General features: G+C 71.7%; 14 protein-coding genes. 8 read left to right on the top strand and 6 right to left on the bottom strand.

Annotated features, from left to right (window positions below):
- Positions 1-66 precede the first annotated feature (66 nt).
- Positions 67-720, top strand: a complete 654-nt coding sequence (def, locus tag ABT127_RS18940; protein WP_351451003.1) for a peptide deformylase — start codon at positions 67-69, stop codon at positions 718-720.
- A 3-nt stretch (positions 721-723) separates the two neighbouring features.
- Here the strand turns inward: def and ABT127_RS18935 are convergent, their stop codons facing one another.
- Both ABT127_RS18935 and ABT127_RS18930 read right to left on the bottom strand, forming a co-directional pair.
- Complete coding sequence (locus ABT127_RS18935) at positions 724-1518, bottom strand: VOC family protein (protein WP_351451000.1); 795 nt, start codon at positions 1516-1518, stop codon at positions 724-726.
- A 206-nt stretch (positions 1519-1724) separates the two neighbouring features.
- Positions 1725-3500 carry a phosphatidylglycerol lysyltransferase domain-containing protein gene (locus tag ABT127_RS18930; protein WP_351450997.1) on the bottom strand — a complete coding sequence of 592 codons (1776 nt, stop codon included), beginning with the start codon at positions 3498-3500 and terminating at the stop codon, positions 1725-1727.
- Positions 3501-3662: 162 nt separating this feature from the next.
- On the opposite strand from ABT127_RS18930, the gene ABT127_RS18925 reads away from it, so the two are divergent.
- The gene (locus tag ABT127_RS18925) at positions 3663-4886 is read left to right on the top strand and encodes an alpha/beta hydrolase (protein ID WP_351450994.1); all 1224 of its coding nucleotides are present in this window, start codon (positions 3663-3665) and stop codon (positions 4884-4886) included.
- A gap of 6 nt (positions 4887-4892) precedes the next feature.
- Here the strand turns inward: ABT127_RS18925 and ABT127_RS18920 are convergent, their stop codons facing one another.
- From ABT127_RS18920 to ABT127_RS18910, 3 genes are all read right to left on the bottom strand, one after another.
- Positions 4893-5657 (bottom strand): NAD(P)-binding domain-containing protein, encoded by a 765-nt coding sequence (locus ABT127_RS18920; RefSeq protein ID WP_351450991.1) that lies wholly within the window; start codon positions 5655-5657, stop codon positions 4893-4895.
- 29 nt (positions 5658-5686) lie between these two features.
- Entirely contained in the window at positions 5687-6718 is a 1032-nt protein-coding gene (locus tag ABT127_RS18915) for a C40 family peptidase (protein ID WP_351451227.1), read from the bottom strand.
- Between the two features lie 230 nt (positions 6719-6948).
- A complete protein-coding gene (locus ABT127_RS18910; RefSeq protein WP_351450988.1) occupies positions 6949-7668 on the bottom strand; it encodes a class I SAM-dependent methyltransferase in 720 nt (239 codons plus the stop codon).
- 378 nt (positions 7669-8046) lie between these two features.
- On the opposite strand from ABT127_RS18910, the gene rho reads away from it, so the two are divergent.
- From rho to ABT127_RS18880, 6 genes are all read left to right on the top strand, one after another.
- Positions 8047-9213 carry a transcription termination factor Rho gene (gene rho / locus ABT127_RS18905; RefSeq protein ID WP_351450985.1) on the top strand — a complete coding sequence of 389 codons (1167 nt, stop codon included), beginning with the start codon at positions 8047-8049 and terminating at the stop codon, positions 9211-9213.
- A gap of 34 nt (positions 9214-9247) precedes the next feature.
- A complete protein-coding gene (locus ABT127_RS18900) occupies positions 9248-9748 on the top strand; it encodes a GNAT family N-acetyltransferase (RefSeq protein ID WP_351450982.1) in 501 nt (166 codons plus the stop codon).
- A 74-nt stretch (positions 9749-9822) separates the two neighbouring features.
- On the top strand, positions 9823-10338 hold the full coding sequence (locus ABT127_RS18895) for an inorganic diphosphatase (RefSeq protein ID WP_351450979.1): 516 nt from the start codon (positions 9823-9825) through the stop codon (positions 10336-10338).
- A 316-nt stretch (positions 10339-10654) separates the two neighbouring features.
- Positions 10655-11893, top strand: a complete 1239-nt coding sequence (locus tag ABT127_RS18890) for a coiled-coil domain-containing protein (RefSeq protein WP_351450976.1) — start codon at positions 10655-10657, stop codon at positions 11891-11893.
- Positions 11894-12112: 219 nt separating this feature from the next.
- Entirely contained in the window at positions 12113-13621 is a 1509-nt protein-coding gene (locus ABT127_RS18885) for an MFS transporter (RefSeq protein ID WP_351450973.1), read from the top strand.
- Between the two features lie 118 nt (positions 13622-13739).
- Positions 13740-14450, top strand: a complete 711-nt coding sequence (locus ABT127_RS18880; protein ID WP_351450970.1) for a dienelactone hydrolase family protein — start codon at positions 13740-13742, stop codon at positions 14448-14450.
- A 91-nt stretch (positions 14451-14541) separates the two neighbouring features.
- On the opposite strand, the gene ABT127_RS18875 is transcribed toward ABT127_RS18880, so the two are convergent.
- Positions 14542-16506: a M13 family metallopeptidase gene (locus ABT127_RS18875; protein ID WP_351450967.1), complete on the bottom strand. Its 1965-nt coding sequence runs from the start codon at positions 16504-16506 to the stop codon at positions 14542-14544.
- Between the last annotated feature and the right edge of the window lie 10 nt (positions 16507-16516).

The following is a 16516-nucleotide window of genomic DNA, read 5'->3' as shown; positions in this document are numbered from 1 at the left end:
GTGCCGTCATGCCGACCTCACGGTCCGGCGTTGCCGAGCGGTGATCGCGCTTGGCATGCTGGCGCGATGCCGACGATGCCACTCCATGACCAGGTCGAAGCCCTGCTCGCCGCCGCGGACGCGGGCACCCTGCCGATCGTCACCGCCGGTGACCCGGTGCTGCGCCGCGCGGCCGAGCCCGTCGACGGACAGCTCTCCGACGCCCTGCTCGCCCGGCTCGTCGAGGTGATGCGCCGCACCATGCACGCGGCGCCGGGCGTCGGGCTCGCCGCGCCGCAGATCGGGGTGGCGCTGCGGCTCGCGGTAGTGGAGGACGCGGCGACGGTGCCCGAGGAGGTGCGGGCGGCCCGGGGCCGGGTGCCGCAGCCGTTCCGGGTCCTGGTCAATCCGTCGTACGAGGATGCGGGCGGGCGGCGGGTGGCCTTCTACGAGGGGTGTCTGAGCGTGCCGGGCTACCAGGCGGTGGTCGCCCGGCACGAGCGGGTGCGGCTGCGCGCCCTGGACGAGCACGGGCGTGCCGTCGACGAGGAGGTCGGCGGCTGGCCGGCGCGCATCGTGCAGCACGAGACGGATCACCTCAACGGCACCCTGTATCTCGACCGCGCCGAACTGCGCTCCCTGTCGTCCACACAGACGCCTGCGGCGGTGGAGCGCTGGGCGCAGCCGACGCCCCGGCTGGCCGCGGCCGAGCTGGGGTTCCCGCTGCCGGAGTCCGGCTGACCGTCACTCCATGGGCGGCATCTCGCCCTGGGTCTTCGTGACGTCGATGACGGAGAACGCGCAGCCCTGCGGGTCGGCGACCGAGGCCATCCGGCCGAACGGGCTGTCCATCGGTCCGAAGTGCAGCTTGCCGCCGAGGCGCTGCACGGTGGCCACGGCGTCGTCGCAGTCCTCGACGACGAAGTAGACGTTGACGTACGACGGCACGTGCTCCGGGAAGCCGTCCCCCATCTGCATCCGGCCGAGGACGGGCGCGTCGTCGAGCATCCAGACGTGGAAGTCGACGTGCTCGTCGGCGACCTTCTTGGCGTCGTAGGGGAAGACGGAGGTGAAGAACGCGTCGGTCTTGGCGGCGTCGCGGGTGTTGACCTCGGCCCAGCAGAACGCACCGGGTTCGTTGACCGCCTCGAAGCCCTCGTGGGAGCCGGGCTGCCAGAGGCTGAACACGACGCCGGCCGGGTCCTGGACGGTGACCATGGTGCCGAAGTCGGAGACCGGCATCGGCTCCATCATCAGGGTGCCGCCCGCGCCGGTGACCTTCCCGGCACTGGCGGCGACGTCCGGGGCGGCGAGGTAGAGGTTCCAGGACGGCGGGACGCCCTCCGCGCCGGGCATCTGCGGCACGAGGGCGGCGACGTGCTTGCCGTCGGCGTTCTTCGCCTGCGTGTAGTTGCCGAACTCCTCGGCTCCCGGGTCGTAGGTCCAGCCGAACAGCTCGGCGTAGAAGGACTTCGCCGCCTCCAGGTCCGGATACATGGCGTCGGCCCAGATGGGCGTGCCCTCGGGACGTACGGACATGACGCGACACCCTTCCGTGGGAGTGCCGGGCGGCGACGCGCCCGGCGGCTTCGGTTCCACGCTAGGCGCGCGGGCCCCGGTCCGCTATCGGTGCGCCGATGCCCGGTGGGGGCGCGGGGCCGAGGCCGTCGCGCCGGCGGTCCCGGCGGCGCTCGCGGGACCGGGCGGGCGGGTGAGCCCCGGGGCGGCGGGCAGGGTGGAGCCCGTCACCGGCCGCCGCCTGTGGGAGGTGTCAGAGCGGCTGAGCGGTGTGCGGTTCCCGCTCCCGGCGGCCGGGTGAACGGACGGCGTCCCCGCGTCCACTGGCGCAGCCGCTCCGCGGGCCGGGGAAGCACCACGAACGCCTCGGCCTGGAGGCAGGCCCAGCCGATGCGCGGCAGGTCACGGGCGGTGGGGTAGACGACGAAGCGGGGCTGCCACTCGGGCTGGAACTTGGCGTTGAACCGGTACAGCGACTCGATCTGGAACCAGCGCGAGACGAAGACGAGCAGGGACCGCCACACCCTGAGCACCGGTCCCGCGCCCAGTCGTTCACCGCGGGCCAGCGCGGCGCGGAAGACCGCGAAGTTGAGGGAGACACGGCTGATGCCGAGGGCGGGCGCGTCGCGCAGGGCGGCGACGATGAGGAGTTCGTTCAGGCCCGGTTCGGCGGTGCGGTCGCGGCGCATCAGGTCGAGGGAGAGTCCGTCGTCGCCCCACGGAACGAAGTGCAGCAGGGCGCGCACCTGTTCGTGTCCGGCCGGGTCCGTCTGGTGCGCGGTGACGACGACGCAGTCCCCGTCGGTGGGGTCGCCGAAGCGGCCGAGCGCCATGGAGAACCCGCGTTCGGTGGCGCTCCCCCGCCAGGCCGCGGCGGCCTCCCGCAACTGCTGCTTCTCGGCGTCGTCGAGGTCGCGCACGCGGCGGGTGCGGCAGGAGTATCCGGCGCGTTCGATGCGGTGCACCATCTGGCGTACGTTGCGCATGGCGCGTCCGGAGAGGCTGAAGGCGGCGCAGTCGACGATGGCCTCGTCGCCCAGTTCCAGGGCTCTGAGGCCCCCTTCGCGGATCCACACCTGGCCGCCGAGCTCGCTGCAGCCCATGACCGCGGGGGTCCAGGCGTGCCGCTCGCAGAGGCCGAGGAACTCCTTGATGGCGCCGGGCCACGCCTCGGGGTCGCCGATCGGGTCGCCGCCGGCGAGGGCGACGCCGGAGACGACCCGGTAGCCGATGGCGGCCTTGCCCGTCGGCGAGAACAGAACGGACTTGTCCCCGCGCAGCGCGAAGTAGCCGAGCGAGTCGCGCCGCCCCTCACGGTCGAGGAGGGCGCGCAGCCGGGCCGAGCCGTCCGCGGGCACGAGCCGCACGGGACGCAGCACGAGGTACGTCGTGGTCGCGCCGGTGACCAGACCGAGTGCGAGCAGCGACAGGTGCACGGCGTCGCCGACGCGATCGGACGCGTACGTCAGTGGTCCCCCCGCGCCCACGAGCCCGTACGCCACCTGCTGTACACGGTCGCCGAACGAGATCCGGCCTCCGGCCTCGTCGCCCGCGCGCACCCCGACGATCAGCAGGCCGATGCCGAAGCTGAGCGTGCCGAGCACGAGCAGATTGCTCAGGGCGCGGATCCGGCCGCGCGGATCGCTGCGGGCGTGGAACTCGCCCCGGAACACGAGGAGTCCGGCGCACAGCAGCGCGGAGACGGCCGCGGCGACGAACGCGTGATGGCGCAGCCCCTGGACGACGGCGCTCCCCGCGAGCAGCACGACGGCGGCCTCCCAGGCCCGCCGTTTGCGGCGGCGCAGTCCGCGCGCGAGCAGCACGAGGAGGAGGCCCGAGGCGAGTGCGGCGGCGCGGGCGATGTCGTCGGCGAGCCCGGGGACGTACGGCGCGATGCGCTCGATGCGGGTGACGCGGACGTGCGGGAAGACGGCCGTCGCGATGTCGAGGAGCCCGATGAGGAGGCACGTGTGACCGGCCACGGCGGCAGGGCGAGGTTTCACAGGCGCCGAGCGTAGGGACGCCGGGCAGCGGTGGAGTAAGAGCCGGTGAGGAGGAGGGTAAGAAGGCGCGCCGTGGCCAACCGGCCTGCCTCGCGGGGTCTCTTCACCGGAGGAAGCTGCGGGTTCGGCGGTGCGCCGCCCCGGACGGGAGGAGAGGTGCGGATGGGCCTGACGAGTCGGGCGTTGCTGTACGCGACGGTGCTGATGGCGATGGGCTGCGTGGGTCTGACGGTGTGGGTGTGGCCACGGCTCGCGGGCCGGGGACCGCTGCCGGTCCTCGGCCGGCTGGGGGCGATCGTGACGACGCAGGTCGCCGTGCTCGTGGCGTGCGCGGTGGCGGTGAACGGCGAGTTCGAGTTCTACGGCACCTGGGACGAGTTGCTCGGCCGTGTGTCGACCGCGCCCGCGCACATCGCCGGACTCGGCACCGGAAGCGGCGTCTACGCCGGCCGCACCGCGCTGGTGCAGCCCGCCGGTCCGCAGGGCCTGGACCGTGTCAAGGGGCTGCCGGTGGGGCCGCCCGCGAAGGTGGGCCGGGTGGAGTCGGTGCGCATCGTCGGGCGGCGCACCCGCGCCATCGACCCGGCGTTCGTGTATCTGCCGCCGCAGTACTTCCAGCACCAGTTCCACCGGCAGCGCTTCCCGGTGATCGTGGCGATCAGCGGCTATCCGGGCGGCATCATGAATCTCGCCTCGTTCCTCCATGTGCCGCAGACCGCGGGCCGGTTGGAGCGGGCCAACCGTCTCCAGCCGACGGTGATCGTGATGGTGCGGCCGACGATCGCGCCGCCCCGGGACACCGAGTGCGTGGATGTGCCGGGCGGCCCGCAGGCGGAGACGTTTTTCACCAAGGATCTGCCCGAGGCGGTCGAGGCGGCGTACCGGGTGGGGCACGACCCGAGCGCCTGGGGTGCGCTCGGCTACTCGTCGGGCGGCAGCTGCGCCCTGCAACTCGCGATGCGGAACCCCAAGGTCTACACGTCGGCCGCCGCACTGTCGGCCGACTACCGGATCAGCGACGACCTGACGACGGGCAGTCTGTTCGGATCGGGACCGCTCGCCGCGCGCCGCAGGCAAGGGCACGACCTGACCTGGCGGCTGCACCATCTGCCGGTGCCGCGGGTGTCGGTCCTGGTGGCCAGCAGCAGGCAGGGCGAGCGGGACTACGGACCCACTCTGCAGTTCCTCAAGGCGGTCCGCGCGCCGATGACGTCGGCCCGGATCATCCTGCCGCGTGGCAGCCACCACTTCACGACCTGGGTGCGCGAGATCGGGCCCGCGCTGCAGTGGATGGGGCAGCAGCTGACGTTCCCGCAGGACACGGCACCGGCATCGCGCCCGCCGCGCAGAACCGCGCAGGCCGCGGCTCCGTCCCGGGGGCGGTGACGCGGGCTAGCCCAGATCGGCGAGGAGCCCGTCGAGGGCCTTCTTCAGGGCGTCGGCGTTGTCGTCGTCGAACCAGGTCGTGCGGATGCGTTCGTTGTTGCCCTTCGGGGTCTCGTGATCGGCGGCGAGCCGGCGCAGACCACGGCGGTCGTCGCCCAGCGCGCGGCCGAGGCCCTGGAACAGTCCCCGCACGTAACGCTCGGCGTCGGCGGCGGGGACGTCGTGCTCCGCCGCCCAGGTGGTGAGCGTGGCGAGGTAGGCGAGGTGGGTGGTCAGCGTCCCCGTCAGCGTCGAGAAGACGTCGAAGGCGGCCTCGTCCGCGACGGGGAGCGCACCGCCCAGCCGCTCGAAGAGGGCGTCCACCTCGGGGTGCGAGGGATGGGTCACGGTCACGGAACGGCGTTCGCGGACGGTGGGCAGCGGGATCACCCTGATCACCGGGGCGCCGGTGCCGAGGAGTTGACGCAGGGCGTCGGTGCGGACGCCCGCCATGGCGTTGACCACGATCTTGTCGTCGGACACGCGCAGCCCGGCGAGGGCCGCGTCCTGGTCGGCGCGGCGCACGGCGACGATCACGAGGTCGGCGCGGTCCACCACCTCCTGGTTGTCGGCGCAGACGCGGACGGACGCGTACCGCTCGGCGAGGCCGGCGGCGGTACGGGCGCTCCTCGGCGAGAGGAACACCTCCGGCGGCGTGTCGCTCCCGCCGCAGAGCCCCTCCACGAGGGCCCGTCCCAGCTCGCCCACGCCGATGACACCGATCCTGCGCACCGTGTCTCCCGTCGTCCGTCGACGCCCGGTCAGCCGGCGACGCGGACGCCGAACTGGAAGCTGCCGATGGTGCTCATCGACTCGTAGCGGACGACGGCACCCGGGTACGGGGCGTGGATCACCTGGCCGTTGCCCGCGTAGAGGCCGACGTGCTCGGTGTTGTTGAAGAAGACGAGGTCGCCGGGCTTGAGGGCGCTCATGCCGATGTGGGCTCCCTCGTTGACCTGGGTGTACGTGACGCGGGAGATCTGGACACCGGCCTGCGCGTAGGCCCACTGGGTCAGGCCCGAGCAGTCGTAGGAGTTCGGGCCGGTGCCGCCGCGGACGTACGGCTTGCCGATCTGGCTGGCCGCCGCGCTCAGGGCGGCGGCGCCGAACTTGGAGGCGGCCGCCTCGTTGCCGAGGTCCACGCGGCTGGCGGAGGAGCGGCTGGCGCGCGTCTCGGCGTCGGCCATCTGCCGGCGCTCGGCGGCGGTCAGGGAGTTGAGCAGCTTCTGCGCCTCGCTCAGCTTGCCCTGGATCTCCCGCTTCTTCTTGCCCAGTTCGGTGCGGGTGTCGGCGAGGTCCTTGAGCTTCTCGGCGGCCTCGGCGCGCTCCTGGGCGAGGGTGCGCTGCTTCGCCTGGACCTTCTTCAGCGACTCCAGCTGCTGTTCGGAGAGCGAGTCGAGGGTGGACGCCTTGTCGAGGTAGTCGTCCGGGTCGGCGGAGAGGAAGAGCTGCACGGAGGCGTCGATGCCGCCGGAGCGGTACTGCTCGCTGGCCATCGCGCCGAGACCGGTGCGCAGCTCGTTCAGTTCGCTCTGCTCGCGAGCGACCTTGTCCTGGAGCCGGTCGATCTGCTTCTGCAGCTTCTCCTGGTTCTCCTTGGCCCCGTCGTACTGGTTGGTGGCCCGCTCCGCCTCTTCGTAGAGCTTGTCGACCTTGGCCTTGACCTCGCTCTTGTCGGGCTTGGGGGCGGCGTTGGCCGCCTGCGACGTGAGGGCCACGGCAGCGGCGGCGGTCGCGGTGAGCACGGTCACGCGGGTGCGGCTCGGCTGCTTGGGTCGACGGTGGGACGCCACGAAGGCGAGCTCCTTCTTCCAGCCGTCCCGGCACGAACCCATGGACGGTGCCCCTCCACCGTCACGCACCTGATGTGCGTGATCGCCCAAGTGGAAGGTCGAAGCCCTGACACTAGTGACCTTCCCGTGACCATTTCAAAGCCTCTTGTGAAAAAACTCGGTCATACCCTGCATTCTTTGCACACAATTCACGTGCAGTGACGAGTTTTTGACGCTACGTCGCGTGAACGTCACCCCTGGGCCCGGCGCGTGGCGACGACGAGTCCGCACCGGGGACTGCCGTCCGCCCGCTCCCCGAGTTCGGGCAGCGCCCGCAGCTCCAGGTCGAAGCCGGCGCGGTCCAACTCCCTGCGCACGTCGCCGAACCGGAACACCCGGTAGTACATGACGAACGGCGGGTGCCACACCGCGTTGCGCACCCGCATCACCGCGTCGAAGCCGAGCATGGCCCAGTAACCGCGCGAGCCGGGCCGCGCGGGGGCGGGCATCGGGAACACGAACTGCCCGCCGGGGCGCAGCACCTGGTGCACCTGGGCGAACAACTCCGCCTGCTGGCGCGGCAGGAAGTGCCCGAACGCCCCGAAGCTGACCACGAGGTCGAACGCGGGCCCGAACGGCAGGGCGAGTGCGTCTCCCCGCACGTACACCGCCGCGGGCTCGCCACGTCGCGCGACGTCCAGCATGCCGGCGCTGAAGTCGACCCCGACGGCCCGCTCGACGCCCGCCTCCCGCAGCACTCCGAGCCCCGCTCCCGTGCCGCAGCACAGGTCGAGCCCGGTGCGGTAGGGGCCCATGTCGCGCAGGGCGCGCGCGACCGGGTCGAGGATGGCGTCCGGGGTCCGGAACGGCGTGTGATCGAACTTCGGCGCGAGCAGGTCGTAGCCGCGCTCGACCGACGACAGCGCCTGAACGGCCAGTTCGCGGAGGGTGGGGCCCTGAGGGGTGAACATGGCCGCTCAGCATAGGTCGGCGGCCCCGGGAAATCCGGGCTTGCCACGCACCGGGGGTGGCGTGGTACCTTGCGAGTGGTACATGTGTACGCCTCCTCTTCTGCCCGTCGGGCCATCGAGGCGTCGGTACCGAATCTCTCTTCTCAGCGCGTGAGCGCCCGCTGTCATCGTTCTCGGCACGTTGCCGCCTTCGGCGCACGAACCGCTCATGACGCACATCATCCCTGTTCAACAGGTTCTGACGGGTTCCGTCCCGCCCCTGTTCCAGGTTCTCCTCCGGCCGGCCGGGCGTGACTCTGTCCGCCCGTCGCCCGCATCGCCGGAATCCCCCCTTCTCTGCCCGCGTGACCGCAGTCCGCGAAAGGACCCTGATCGACCATGACCACCACCACACTCCGCGCGCCGGAACAGTCCGGTGCCGCCCCGTCCGCCGAAGCCGCCGTGAGCGCGGCCGGCGTCCTCGACATCGCCGGGAACGGGGCAGGATTTCTGCGCTCCCCCGGCCTGATCCCCACATCGGACGACGTCCAGGTTCCGGCCCAGCTCGTCCGTCAACGCGGCCTGCGTGCCGGTGACTTCATCACCGGCGTGTGCGGCAGGCCGCGCGCCCTCGCCCGGGTCGAGACCGTCGAAGGCCTCCCCGTCGAGACGGCGCGCAGCCGTCCGCGGTTCGCCGACCTCACCCCGCTCCACCCGGCGAGCAGGCTGCGCCTCGACAGCCCCGCGGGCGGCCTCGCCGGCCGCGTCGTCGACCTGGTCGCGCCCGTCGGGAAGGGGCAGCGCGGCCTGATCGTCGCGCCGCCCAAGACCGGAAAGACCGTCCTGCTGCAACAGCTCGCCGCCGCGATCGCCGACCGTCACCCCGAGGCCCATCTGATGGTGGTCCTCCTCGACGAGCGCCCCGAGGAGGTCACCGACATGCGCCGCTCGGTGCGCGGCGAAGTCCTCGCCTCGACCTTCGACCGGCCCGCCAAGACCCACATCGCGCTCGCCGAACTCGCCGTGGAGCGCGCCAAGCGTCTCGTCGAGCGGGGCGTCGACGTGATCATCCTGCTCGACTCGCTGACCCGTCTGTGCCGCGCCCACAACAACGCCGCGGCGTCGTCGTCCAAGGGCGGCCGCACCCTGTCGGGCGGGGTCGACGCGGCCGCGCTGCTCGGTCCCAAGCGGCTGTTCGGAGCGGCCCGCAACACCGAGGAGGCCGGTTCCCTGACCATCCTCGCCACGGCGCTGGTCGACACCGGTTCCCGCGCCGACGACTACTACTTCGAGGAGCTCAAGAGCACCGGCAACATGGAACTGCGCCTGGACCGCACCCTCGCCGACGCCCGCGTCTTCCCCGCTGTCGACATCACCCCGTCCGGCACCCGCAGGGAGGAGCTGCTGCTGCCCGCCGCCGAGCTGGCGGTCGTGAGCGGACTGCGCCGGGCCCTTCAGGGACGTGACGGCCGCTCCGGCTACGAGGCGCTGCTGGACAAGCTCCGCAAGACCCCCGACAACGCCGCGTTCCTGCGCCAGGTCCATGGGACGGTCCCCACGGCATGACCGGCCGGCCCCTCCGATACGTAATACTCGTGCCATGACTGCGAGCATTACGCGCCCGGGACGAGGGCCGTCCGTGACGGTCCGCCGGGCCACCGCACGGGACGCCAAGCGCCTCACCCGCCTCGTGCGCGGCTCCAGGGCCTACGAGGGCCGGTACGCGGCGATGGTCGCGGGCTACCGCGTCGGCCCCGCCTACATCGACACCCACCCGGTCTTCGTGGCGGTCGACGGGGCGGAGGGGGACGGTGAGCGGATCCTCGGCTTCTACTCGCTGCTGATCGACCCGGCCGAGCTGGACCTGATGTTCGTCGCGGACACGGCGCAGGGCCGCGGCATCGGGCGGCTGCTGGTCGCCCACATGCGGGACGAGGCCCGCGCCGCCGGGCTCGACCGCGTACGGGTGGTGTCCCATCCGCCGGCCGAGGGCTTCTACCTCAGTGTGGGGGCCCGCCGCACCGGTACCGCACCGGCCTGTCCGCCGGCCGTCGCCTGGGACCGGCCGGAACTGGAGTTCGCCATCCCCCGCGGCGCCTGAGGGGTTCCGCACCTGCCGCCTTCGGCGCACACTCGGGGCACCGAAACGGGCGACCATGGGGCAAGGAGGCCACCTTGGGCGGCAGTGAGGCACACGCCGACGCGTTCGACGTGATCGTGGAGATCCCGCAGGGCTCCCGCAACAAGTACGAGATGGATCACGGCCTGGGCCGCATCCGCCTCGACCGGATGCTGTTCACCTCGACCCAGTACCCCGCGGACTACGGCTACGTCGAGGGCACGCTCGGCGGGGACGGCGACCCGCTGGACGCCCTGGTGCTGACCGACGACGCCACGTTCCCCGGCTGCGCCGTCGAGTGCCGGGCGATCGGCATGTTCGTGATGAGCGACGAGAAGGGCCCCGACGAGAAGATCCTCTGCGTGCCCGCCCACGACCCGCGCCACACCTCGATCCAGGACATCGAGGACATCCCGGAGTTCGACCGCCTGGAGATCACCCACTTCTTCGAGGTCTACAAGGACCTGGAGCCCGGGAAGTCGGTGGACGGCTCCCACTGGGAGGGCCGCGACAAGGCGTACGAGGAGATCGCCCGGGCGCGCGCCGCTCTGCGCGGGCCGGGCGGCGGCTGATCGCCGGGCGGCCCGAGCAAAGCGGGCCGTTCGGCCCCGCGACAGGGTCGGTCGGCCCATCTTCAACGAAACGCCCGCCCTGGCATGCTGCTGCGCAGAGCCTCCCGTGCGCCCGCTCTCCCGCCGCGGCACACGGTAGAGGCCCGGGCCCGTCGGTCGTGGGCGGGGGAGCCTCGAGCGACGGGCCCGGCACGGGGGCGTCCGCGGTCCCGGGGGCCGGGACGCGCGACGCGGCAACTGACGCGCAAATCAGCCCAATCGGAGCGATAAAGTGGTCCGTCAACCCACCCGCGCCCGATCACCCAGGAGCATCTACGTGACCGTAGCCATCGACGCGTCCGAAACAGCGGCCCCGACCGGCGAGGACGCCGTGCCGCCGCAGGCCGCGGAGTCCACGCCCGCGGTCGACGCGCAGGGGAGCACGACGGACGAGGAGGCGGGCAACTTCTGGCAGCCCCCGGCGGACACCGCCGCCGTCGCGCCGCAGGGACAGGATCAAGGGGCCGAAGAGCCCGAAGCCGCGGAGGACACCGAGGACGCCGAGGACGCTTCCGGTGAGGTGCCCGAGGCGATCGCCCGCGACGCACACGAGTTCGGCGTGTACGCGCGTACCGGCGGCTGGGCGTTCGCGCTGAAGGTGGCGCGCAGTGTGCGTCCCGGCGGACAGCCGGCCGGTGAGACGGCCAAGGTCTCGGCGCGCAGGTTCGCGGAGCTCGCCGGCTGCTCGGCCGACCGGGTCATGCGTTTCTACAAGGCGTGGGACCGCGCGGCGGACGACGGCATCGTGCCGCAGTTCGAGTCGCTGGCGCCGGGGACCGAGATCGAGCTGCCCGAGGCCGACGTCTGGCTGTCGTACTACGTATCGCGCTCCAGCGGCGCCTCCGTGCGCGGCCAGGCGATCACCGAGGCCGCCGAGGCGGAGGGCATCCGGCCGACGAAGGCGCTGGAGGTCGCGGAGAACCCGACGGCGCTGCGAGCCGCGATCCTCGCCGACCCGGGCACCGCCGAGGCCGCTCGCAAGGCACTGATGGACCGGCTCGGTGAGGACCCGGTGCTCCGTACGGGAATGGCCCGGGACATCGTGCGCACCGACGACCTGAAGAAGGCGGTCGCCGAGGAGAGCAAGACCGGCGGCCAGCTCGACTACGTACGGAAGATCGTCGAGGAGGGGCAGGTCAAGACGCCCGCGGGGCAGAAGATCGAGGCTCCGCGCTCGCTGCGGGAAGAGGCCGAGCGCCATCTCTCCCTCATCGACGAGCTGGACGAGGACGAGGAGACGGGCGAGTGGGCCCAGGAGGCCTACGACAGCGTGCGCACGCTGGTCGCCGAGACCGTCGAGAAGGATCCCGAGCTGCGGGTCCAGGAACGGCGCGCGAAGTTCTACAGCAGCCTGCAGAAGGCGACGAAGGCGTTCGAGGAGCTGACCTTCGACGACGTCGACGGTGAGGAGATGGACAACATCGTCGAGGACGACATGCTGCAGCGCCTGGAGGAGCTGCAGCAGGCGATCTCGACCTGCATCTCGGCCCTGCAGAAGGCCAAGAGCAGCAGCTGAGTCCGCCGCACCGCACCGCCGATGCCCGGCGCTCCCCCACGGGAGCGCCGGGCATCGGCGCGTTCCGGGGGTGTTACCTCGGTCACCCACCGAGCGAAACGTTGCCGTTTCGCTAGTGAGAGGCTTACGATCCTCGAAGACCGGAACGAAACCGTTTCGTTCACTTAGCTTACGCGGCTCTTATGCGGCCGCGCCTCTCACTTCCCTGGAGTGGCTCCCATGTCTCAGACCTCCGCGGTCGAGGCCACCGACGCCTCCGCCCGGCGCCCGCAGGACACCCACGACGTGTCCCGCAAGCGCTGGTGGATCCTCGGCATCATCGGCATCGCCCAGCTGATGGTCGTGCTCGACGCGACCATCGTGAACATCGCGCTCCCCTCGGCCCAGCAGGACCTGGGCTTCAACGACGGCAACCGGCAGTGGATCGTCACGGCGTACGCGCTGGCCTTCGCCTCGCTCCTGCTGCTCGGCGGCCGCATCGCCGACCTCTTCGGCCGCAAGCCGGCCTTCCTCATCGGCATCGCGGGCTTCGCGGGCGCCTCGGTCCTCGGCGGCGCCTCCACCGGCTTCGGGATGCTGGTGACGGCGCGCGCCCTGCAGGGTGTCTTCGGCGCCCTGCTCGCCCCGGCGGCCCTGTCGCTGCTCAACACGACGTTCACCGACGCCAAGGAGCGTGCCAAGGCGTTCAGCGTCTACGGCGCGATCGCCGGTGCGGGCGGCGCGGTGGGCCTGCTGCTCGGCGGCCTGCTCACCGACGCGCTCGACTGGCGCTGGACGCTGTACGTGAACGTCGTCTTCGCGATCGTCGCATTCGCGGGCGGCTGGCTGCTGCTGGGCAGCCACCGCGACGCCGCGGGCTCCAAGCTGGACCTGCCCGGCACGGTGCTCGTCTCGGCCGGTCTGTTCTCGGTCGTGTACGGGTTCAGCAACGCGGAGACCCACGACTGGGGCTCCCCGCTGACCTGGGGCTTCCTGCTCGCGGGCGGGGTGCTGCTCGCGGCGTTCACCTGGTGGCAGACCCGGGCCGCGCACCCGCTGCTGCCGATGCGCGTCCTGCTCGACCGGGACCGTGCCGCCTCGTTCATCACCGTGCTGATCACCGGTGCGGGCATGTTCGGCGTGTTCCTGTTCCTCACGTACTACCTGCAGCTGAACCTCGGCTTCAGCCCCACCAAGACCGGTGTCGCGTTCCTGCCGATGATGGCCACGCTGATGGTCATGGCGCAGATCTCGACCACGGTCCTGGTGCCGCGGGTCGGCCCGAAGATCATCATCCCCGGCGGGTTCGCCGTCGCCGCGCTCGGCATGGCCTGGCTGACCGGGATCGGCCTCGACTCCGGGTTCTCCACCCACGTACTGCCGCAGCTGCTCGTGATCGGCGCGGGCCTGGGCGCCGTGATGCCGCCCGCGATGTCGCTGGCCACCAGCGGGATCGGCGCCGAGGACGCGGGCGTCGCCTCGGCGACGGTCAACACCATGCAGCAGGTGGGCGGCTCGATCGGCACCGCCCTGCTGAGCACCCTCGCGGCGAGCGCCGCCACCAGCTACCTCACGGGCCGCAACCCGGCGGACAAGCTGACCCAGGCGCAGGCCACGATCGAGAGCTACACGACCGCGTTCTGGTGGTCGGCGGGCTTCTTCGCCGCCGGCGCGGTCATCACCTTCCTGCTGTACCGGCGTGGGGCTGTGCGGCAGGACGCGACGGCGGCACCGGTCGTCCACATGTGACACCGACCGCCGTCCGGCCAGGGGCCGCCGTCCTCAGGGAGACGGCGGCCCCTCCGTGTCGCCCGGCGGCCGGGGTGGCATCGTGGGAGTGATCACCGGACCACACAGGAGTCACCTCATGTCGGAATCCCCCCGGCCCACCGGCAAGCCCGCCCGCCAGAACGTGACGTTCGACAGCAACGGCACCCCCGCCCACGGCTATCTGGCCCTGCCGCCCGCGGGCAGCGGGCCCGGTGTCATCGTCATCCAGGAGTGGTGGGGCCTGACCGACCACATCGCGGACGTCACCGACCGGCTGGCGGCCGAGGGCTTCGTGGCACTCGCCCCCGACCTGTACGGCGGGAACGTCGCGCACGACTCCCAGGAGGCGTTCCGGATGATGCGGGAACTGCCGGTGGAGAGCGGCGTCGACCTGCTGTCGGGCGCCGTGGACCATCTGCTCGCCCTGCCCGAGGTCACCTCGGACACCGTCGGCACCGTCGGCTTCTGCATGGGCGGCGGCTTCGTGCTGTACCTGGCCGCGAAGGACCCGCGGGTGAGCGCGGCGGTCCCGTTCTACGGCGTCATCCAGGGCGAGGTCCCCGACTTCTCGGGTCTCAGGGCGCAGATCCTCGGCCACTACGGGGAGCGCGACGAGACGGTCCCCGTCCCCACCCTGGACGGCCTGCGCCGCACGATCCAGGAGCAGTCCGGCATCGACCCGGACTTCCGCATGTACCCGGCGGACCACGCGTTCTTCAACGACGGCCGCCCGGAGGTCTACGACGCGGACTCGGCGGCGAAGGCCTGGACGGCAACGACCGACTTCCTGCGGTCGACCATCCAGTAGTTCAAGCCCCTCCGGCGCTTGAGGAGCGGAGCCCCGAGGCGGCGGGGTCGGGAGGCACAAGCCTCCCGACCCCGCCGCACAGAACCTCAGGTCACCAGATCCGCACCCGATCGGCCGGATCGAGCCACAGCCCGTCCCCGGCCTCGGTCTCGAACGCCTGATGGAACTCATCCAGGTTGCGCACGATGTTCGCCCGGAACTCCGGCGGCGAGTGCGGGTCGATGGTCAGGTACTGCTGCTCCTGCTCCTTGCGCCGCTTGGTGCGCCAGCAGTAGGCCCAGTTCAGGAAGAGCCGCTGCGAGCCGCTGATCCCTTCCTCGTCGACCGGCACGTCCGCGCCCTCGAGCGAGATCAGATAGGCGGTGTGCCCGATGGTCAGGCCGCCGAGGTCGCCGATGTTCTCGCCGACGGTGAGCGATCCGTTGACCCGCTCGCCGGGCAGGTTGCGCGGCTCGAAGGAGTCGTACTGGGTGATGAGCGCCTTGGACTTGGTCTCGAAGGCGGCCTTGTCGTCGGCGGTCCACCAGTCGTTGAGGTTGCCCTGGCCGTCGTACTGCGCGCCCTGGTCGTCGAAGCCGTGGCCGATCTCGTGGCCGATGACGGCACCGATGCCGCCGTAGTTCTCGGCGGGGTCCGCGTCCGGCGAGAAGAACGGCTTCTGCAGGATGCCCGCCGGGAAGCAGATCTCGTTCGTGCCCGGGTTGTAGTACGCGTTCACCGTCTGCGGCAGCATGAACCACTCGTCGCGGTCGACCGGCGCGCCGATCTTCGCCAGCTGCCGGTCGTGCTCGAAGGCGTCGGCCGCGTAGGCGCTGGCGACCAGGTCGCCCTCGACGACGCTCAGCGCGGAGTAGTCGCGGAAGGTGTCCGGGTAGCCGATCTTGGGCCGGAAGGTGGCGAGCTTCTCGTAGGCCCGCTCCTTGGTCTCGTCGGTCATCCAGTCGAGCGCGCCGATGGACTGGCGGTAGGCCTCCAGCAGGTTGGCGACCAGGTCGTCCATGAGGGCCTTGGACGCCGGCGGGAAGTGCCGGGCGACGTACTCCTTGCCGACGGCCTCGCCCATGGCGCCCTCGACGAACTGCACGGCGCGCTTCCAGCGGGCGCGCAGCTCCGGGGTGCCGTTGAGGGTGCGCCCGTAGAACTCGAAGTTGTTGTCCACGAACGCCGAGGACAGGTAGGGGGCGCTGGTGCGCAGCACGCGCGCGATCAGCCAGTCGCGCCACTGCTCGACGGGCGTCTCGGTGAGTACGGTCGACAGGTGCGCGAGGTAGGACGGCTGGCGCACGCAGGACTGGGCCAGGGTGTCGTCACTGCCGCCGAGGGCGTCGACGTAGGCACGCCAGTCGAACGCCGGGGCGAGCGCGGTCAGCTCGTCGAACGTCGTCAGGTTGTACGTCTTCTGCACGTCCCGCGTCTCGGCCCGCTCCCAGTGGCCCTCGGCGAGCCGGGTCTCCAGGGCGAGGACGGTGCGCGCGGCGGCGGCCGGGGCGCCGTGCTCGCCCAGCCGGAACATCTCGGTGAGGTACGCCTCGTACTTCTCGCGGGTCTCGGCGAACTTCTCGTCGCGGTAGTACGACTCGTCGGGCAGGCCGAGGCCGCCCTGGAGGATGTTGTAGAGGTACCGGTCCGAGTCGCGGTCGTCGGAGTCGATGTACGCGCCGAACAGGCCGGAGCCGCCCTTGCGCTCGAAGCGGCCGATGAAGCCGGCCAGCTGGCTCACGTCGGTCAGCGCGGCGGCCTCGTCGAGGAGCGGGCGGACCGGGTCGAGGCCACGCGCCTCGACGGCCTCCTCGTCCATGAACGACGCGTACAGGTCGGCGATCTTGCGGGCCTCGTCCGGGGCGAGGCTGGTGGGGCCGCCCGCGGCGATCTCCTGGATGATGTCCTTGACCTGCTGCTCGGCGACGTCCACGAGCTGCACGAAGGGGCCCCAGCTGGAGCGGTCGTCGGGGATCGGCTCGGTCGCCAGCCAGTGGCCGTTGACATGGCCGAAGAGGTCGTCCTGCGGTCGGATCGCCGGGTCCATGCCCGAGCGCGCGTCATCCAGAGTGCTCATCGGGGCAGCG

Source organism: Streptomyces sp. NPDC001904, from assembly GCF_040297005.1.
Lineage (GTDB): Bacteria > Actinomycetota > Actinomycetes > Streptomycetales > Streptomycetaceae > Streptomyces.
Note: the sequence above shows the minus strand (reverse complement) of the source record. Positions and strands in the feature narration are given on the sequence as shown.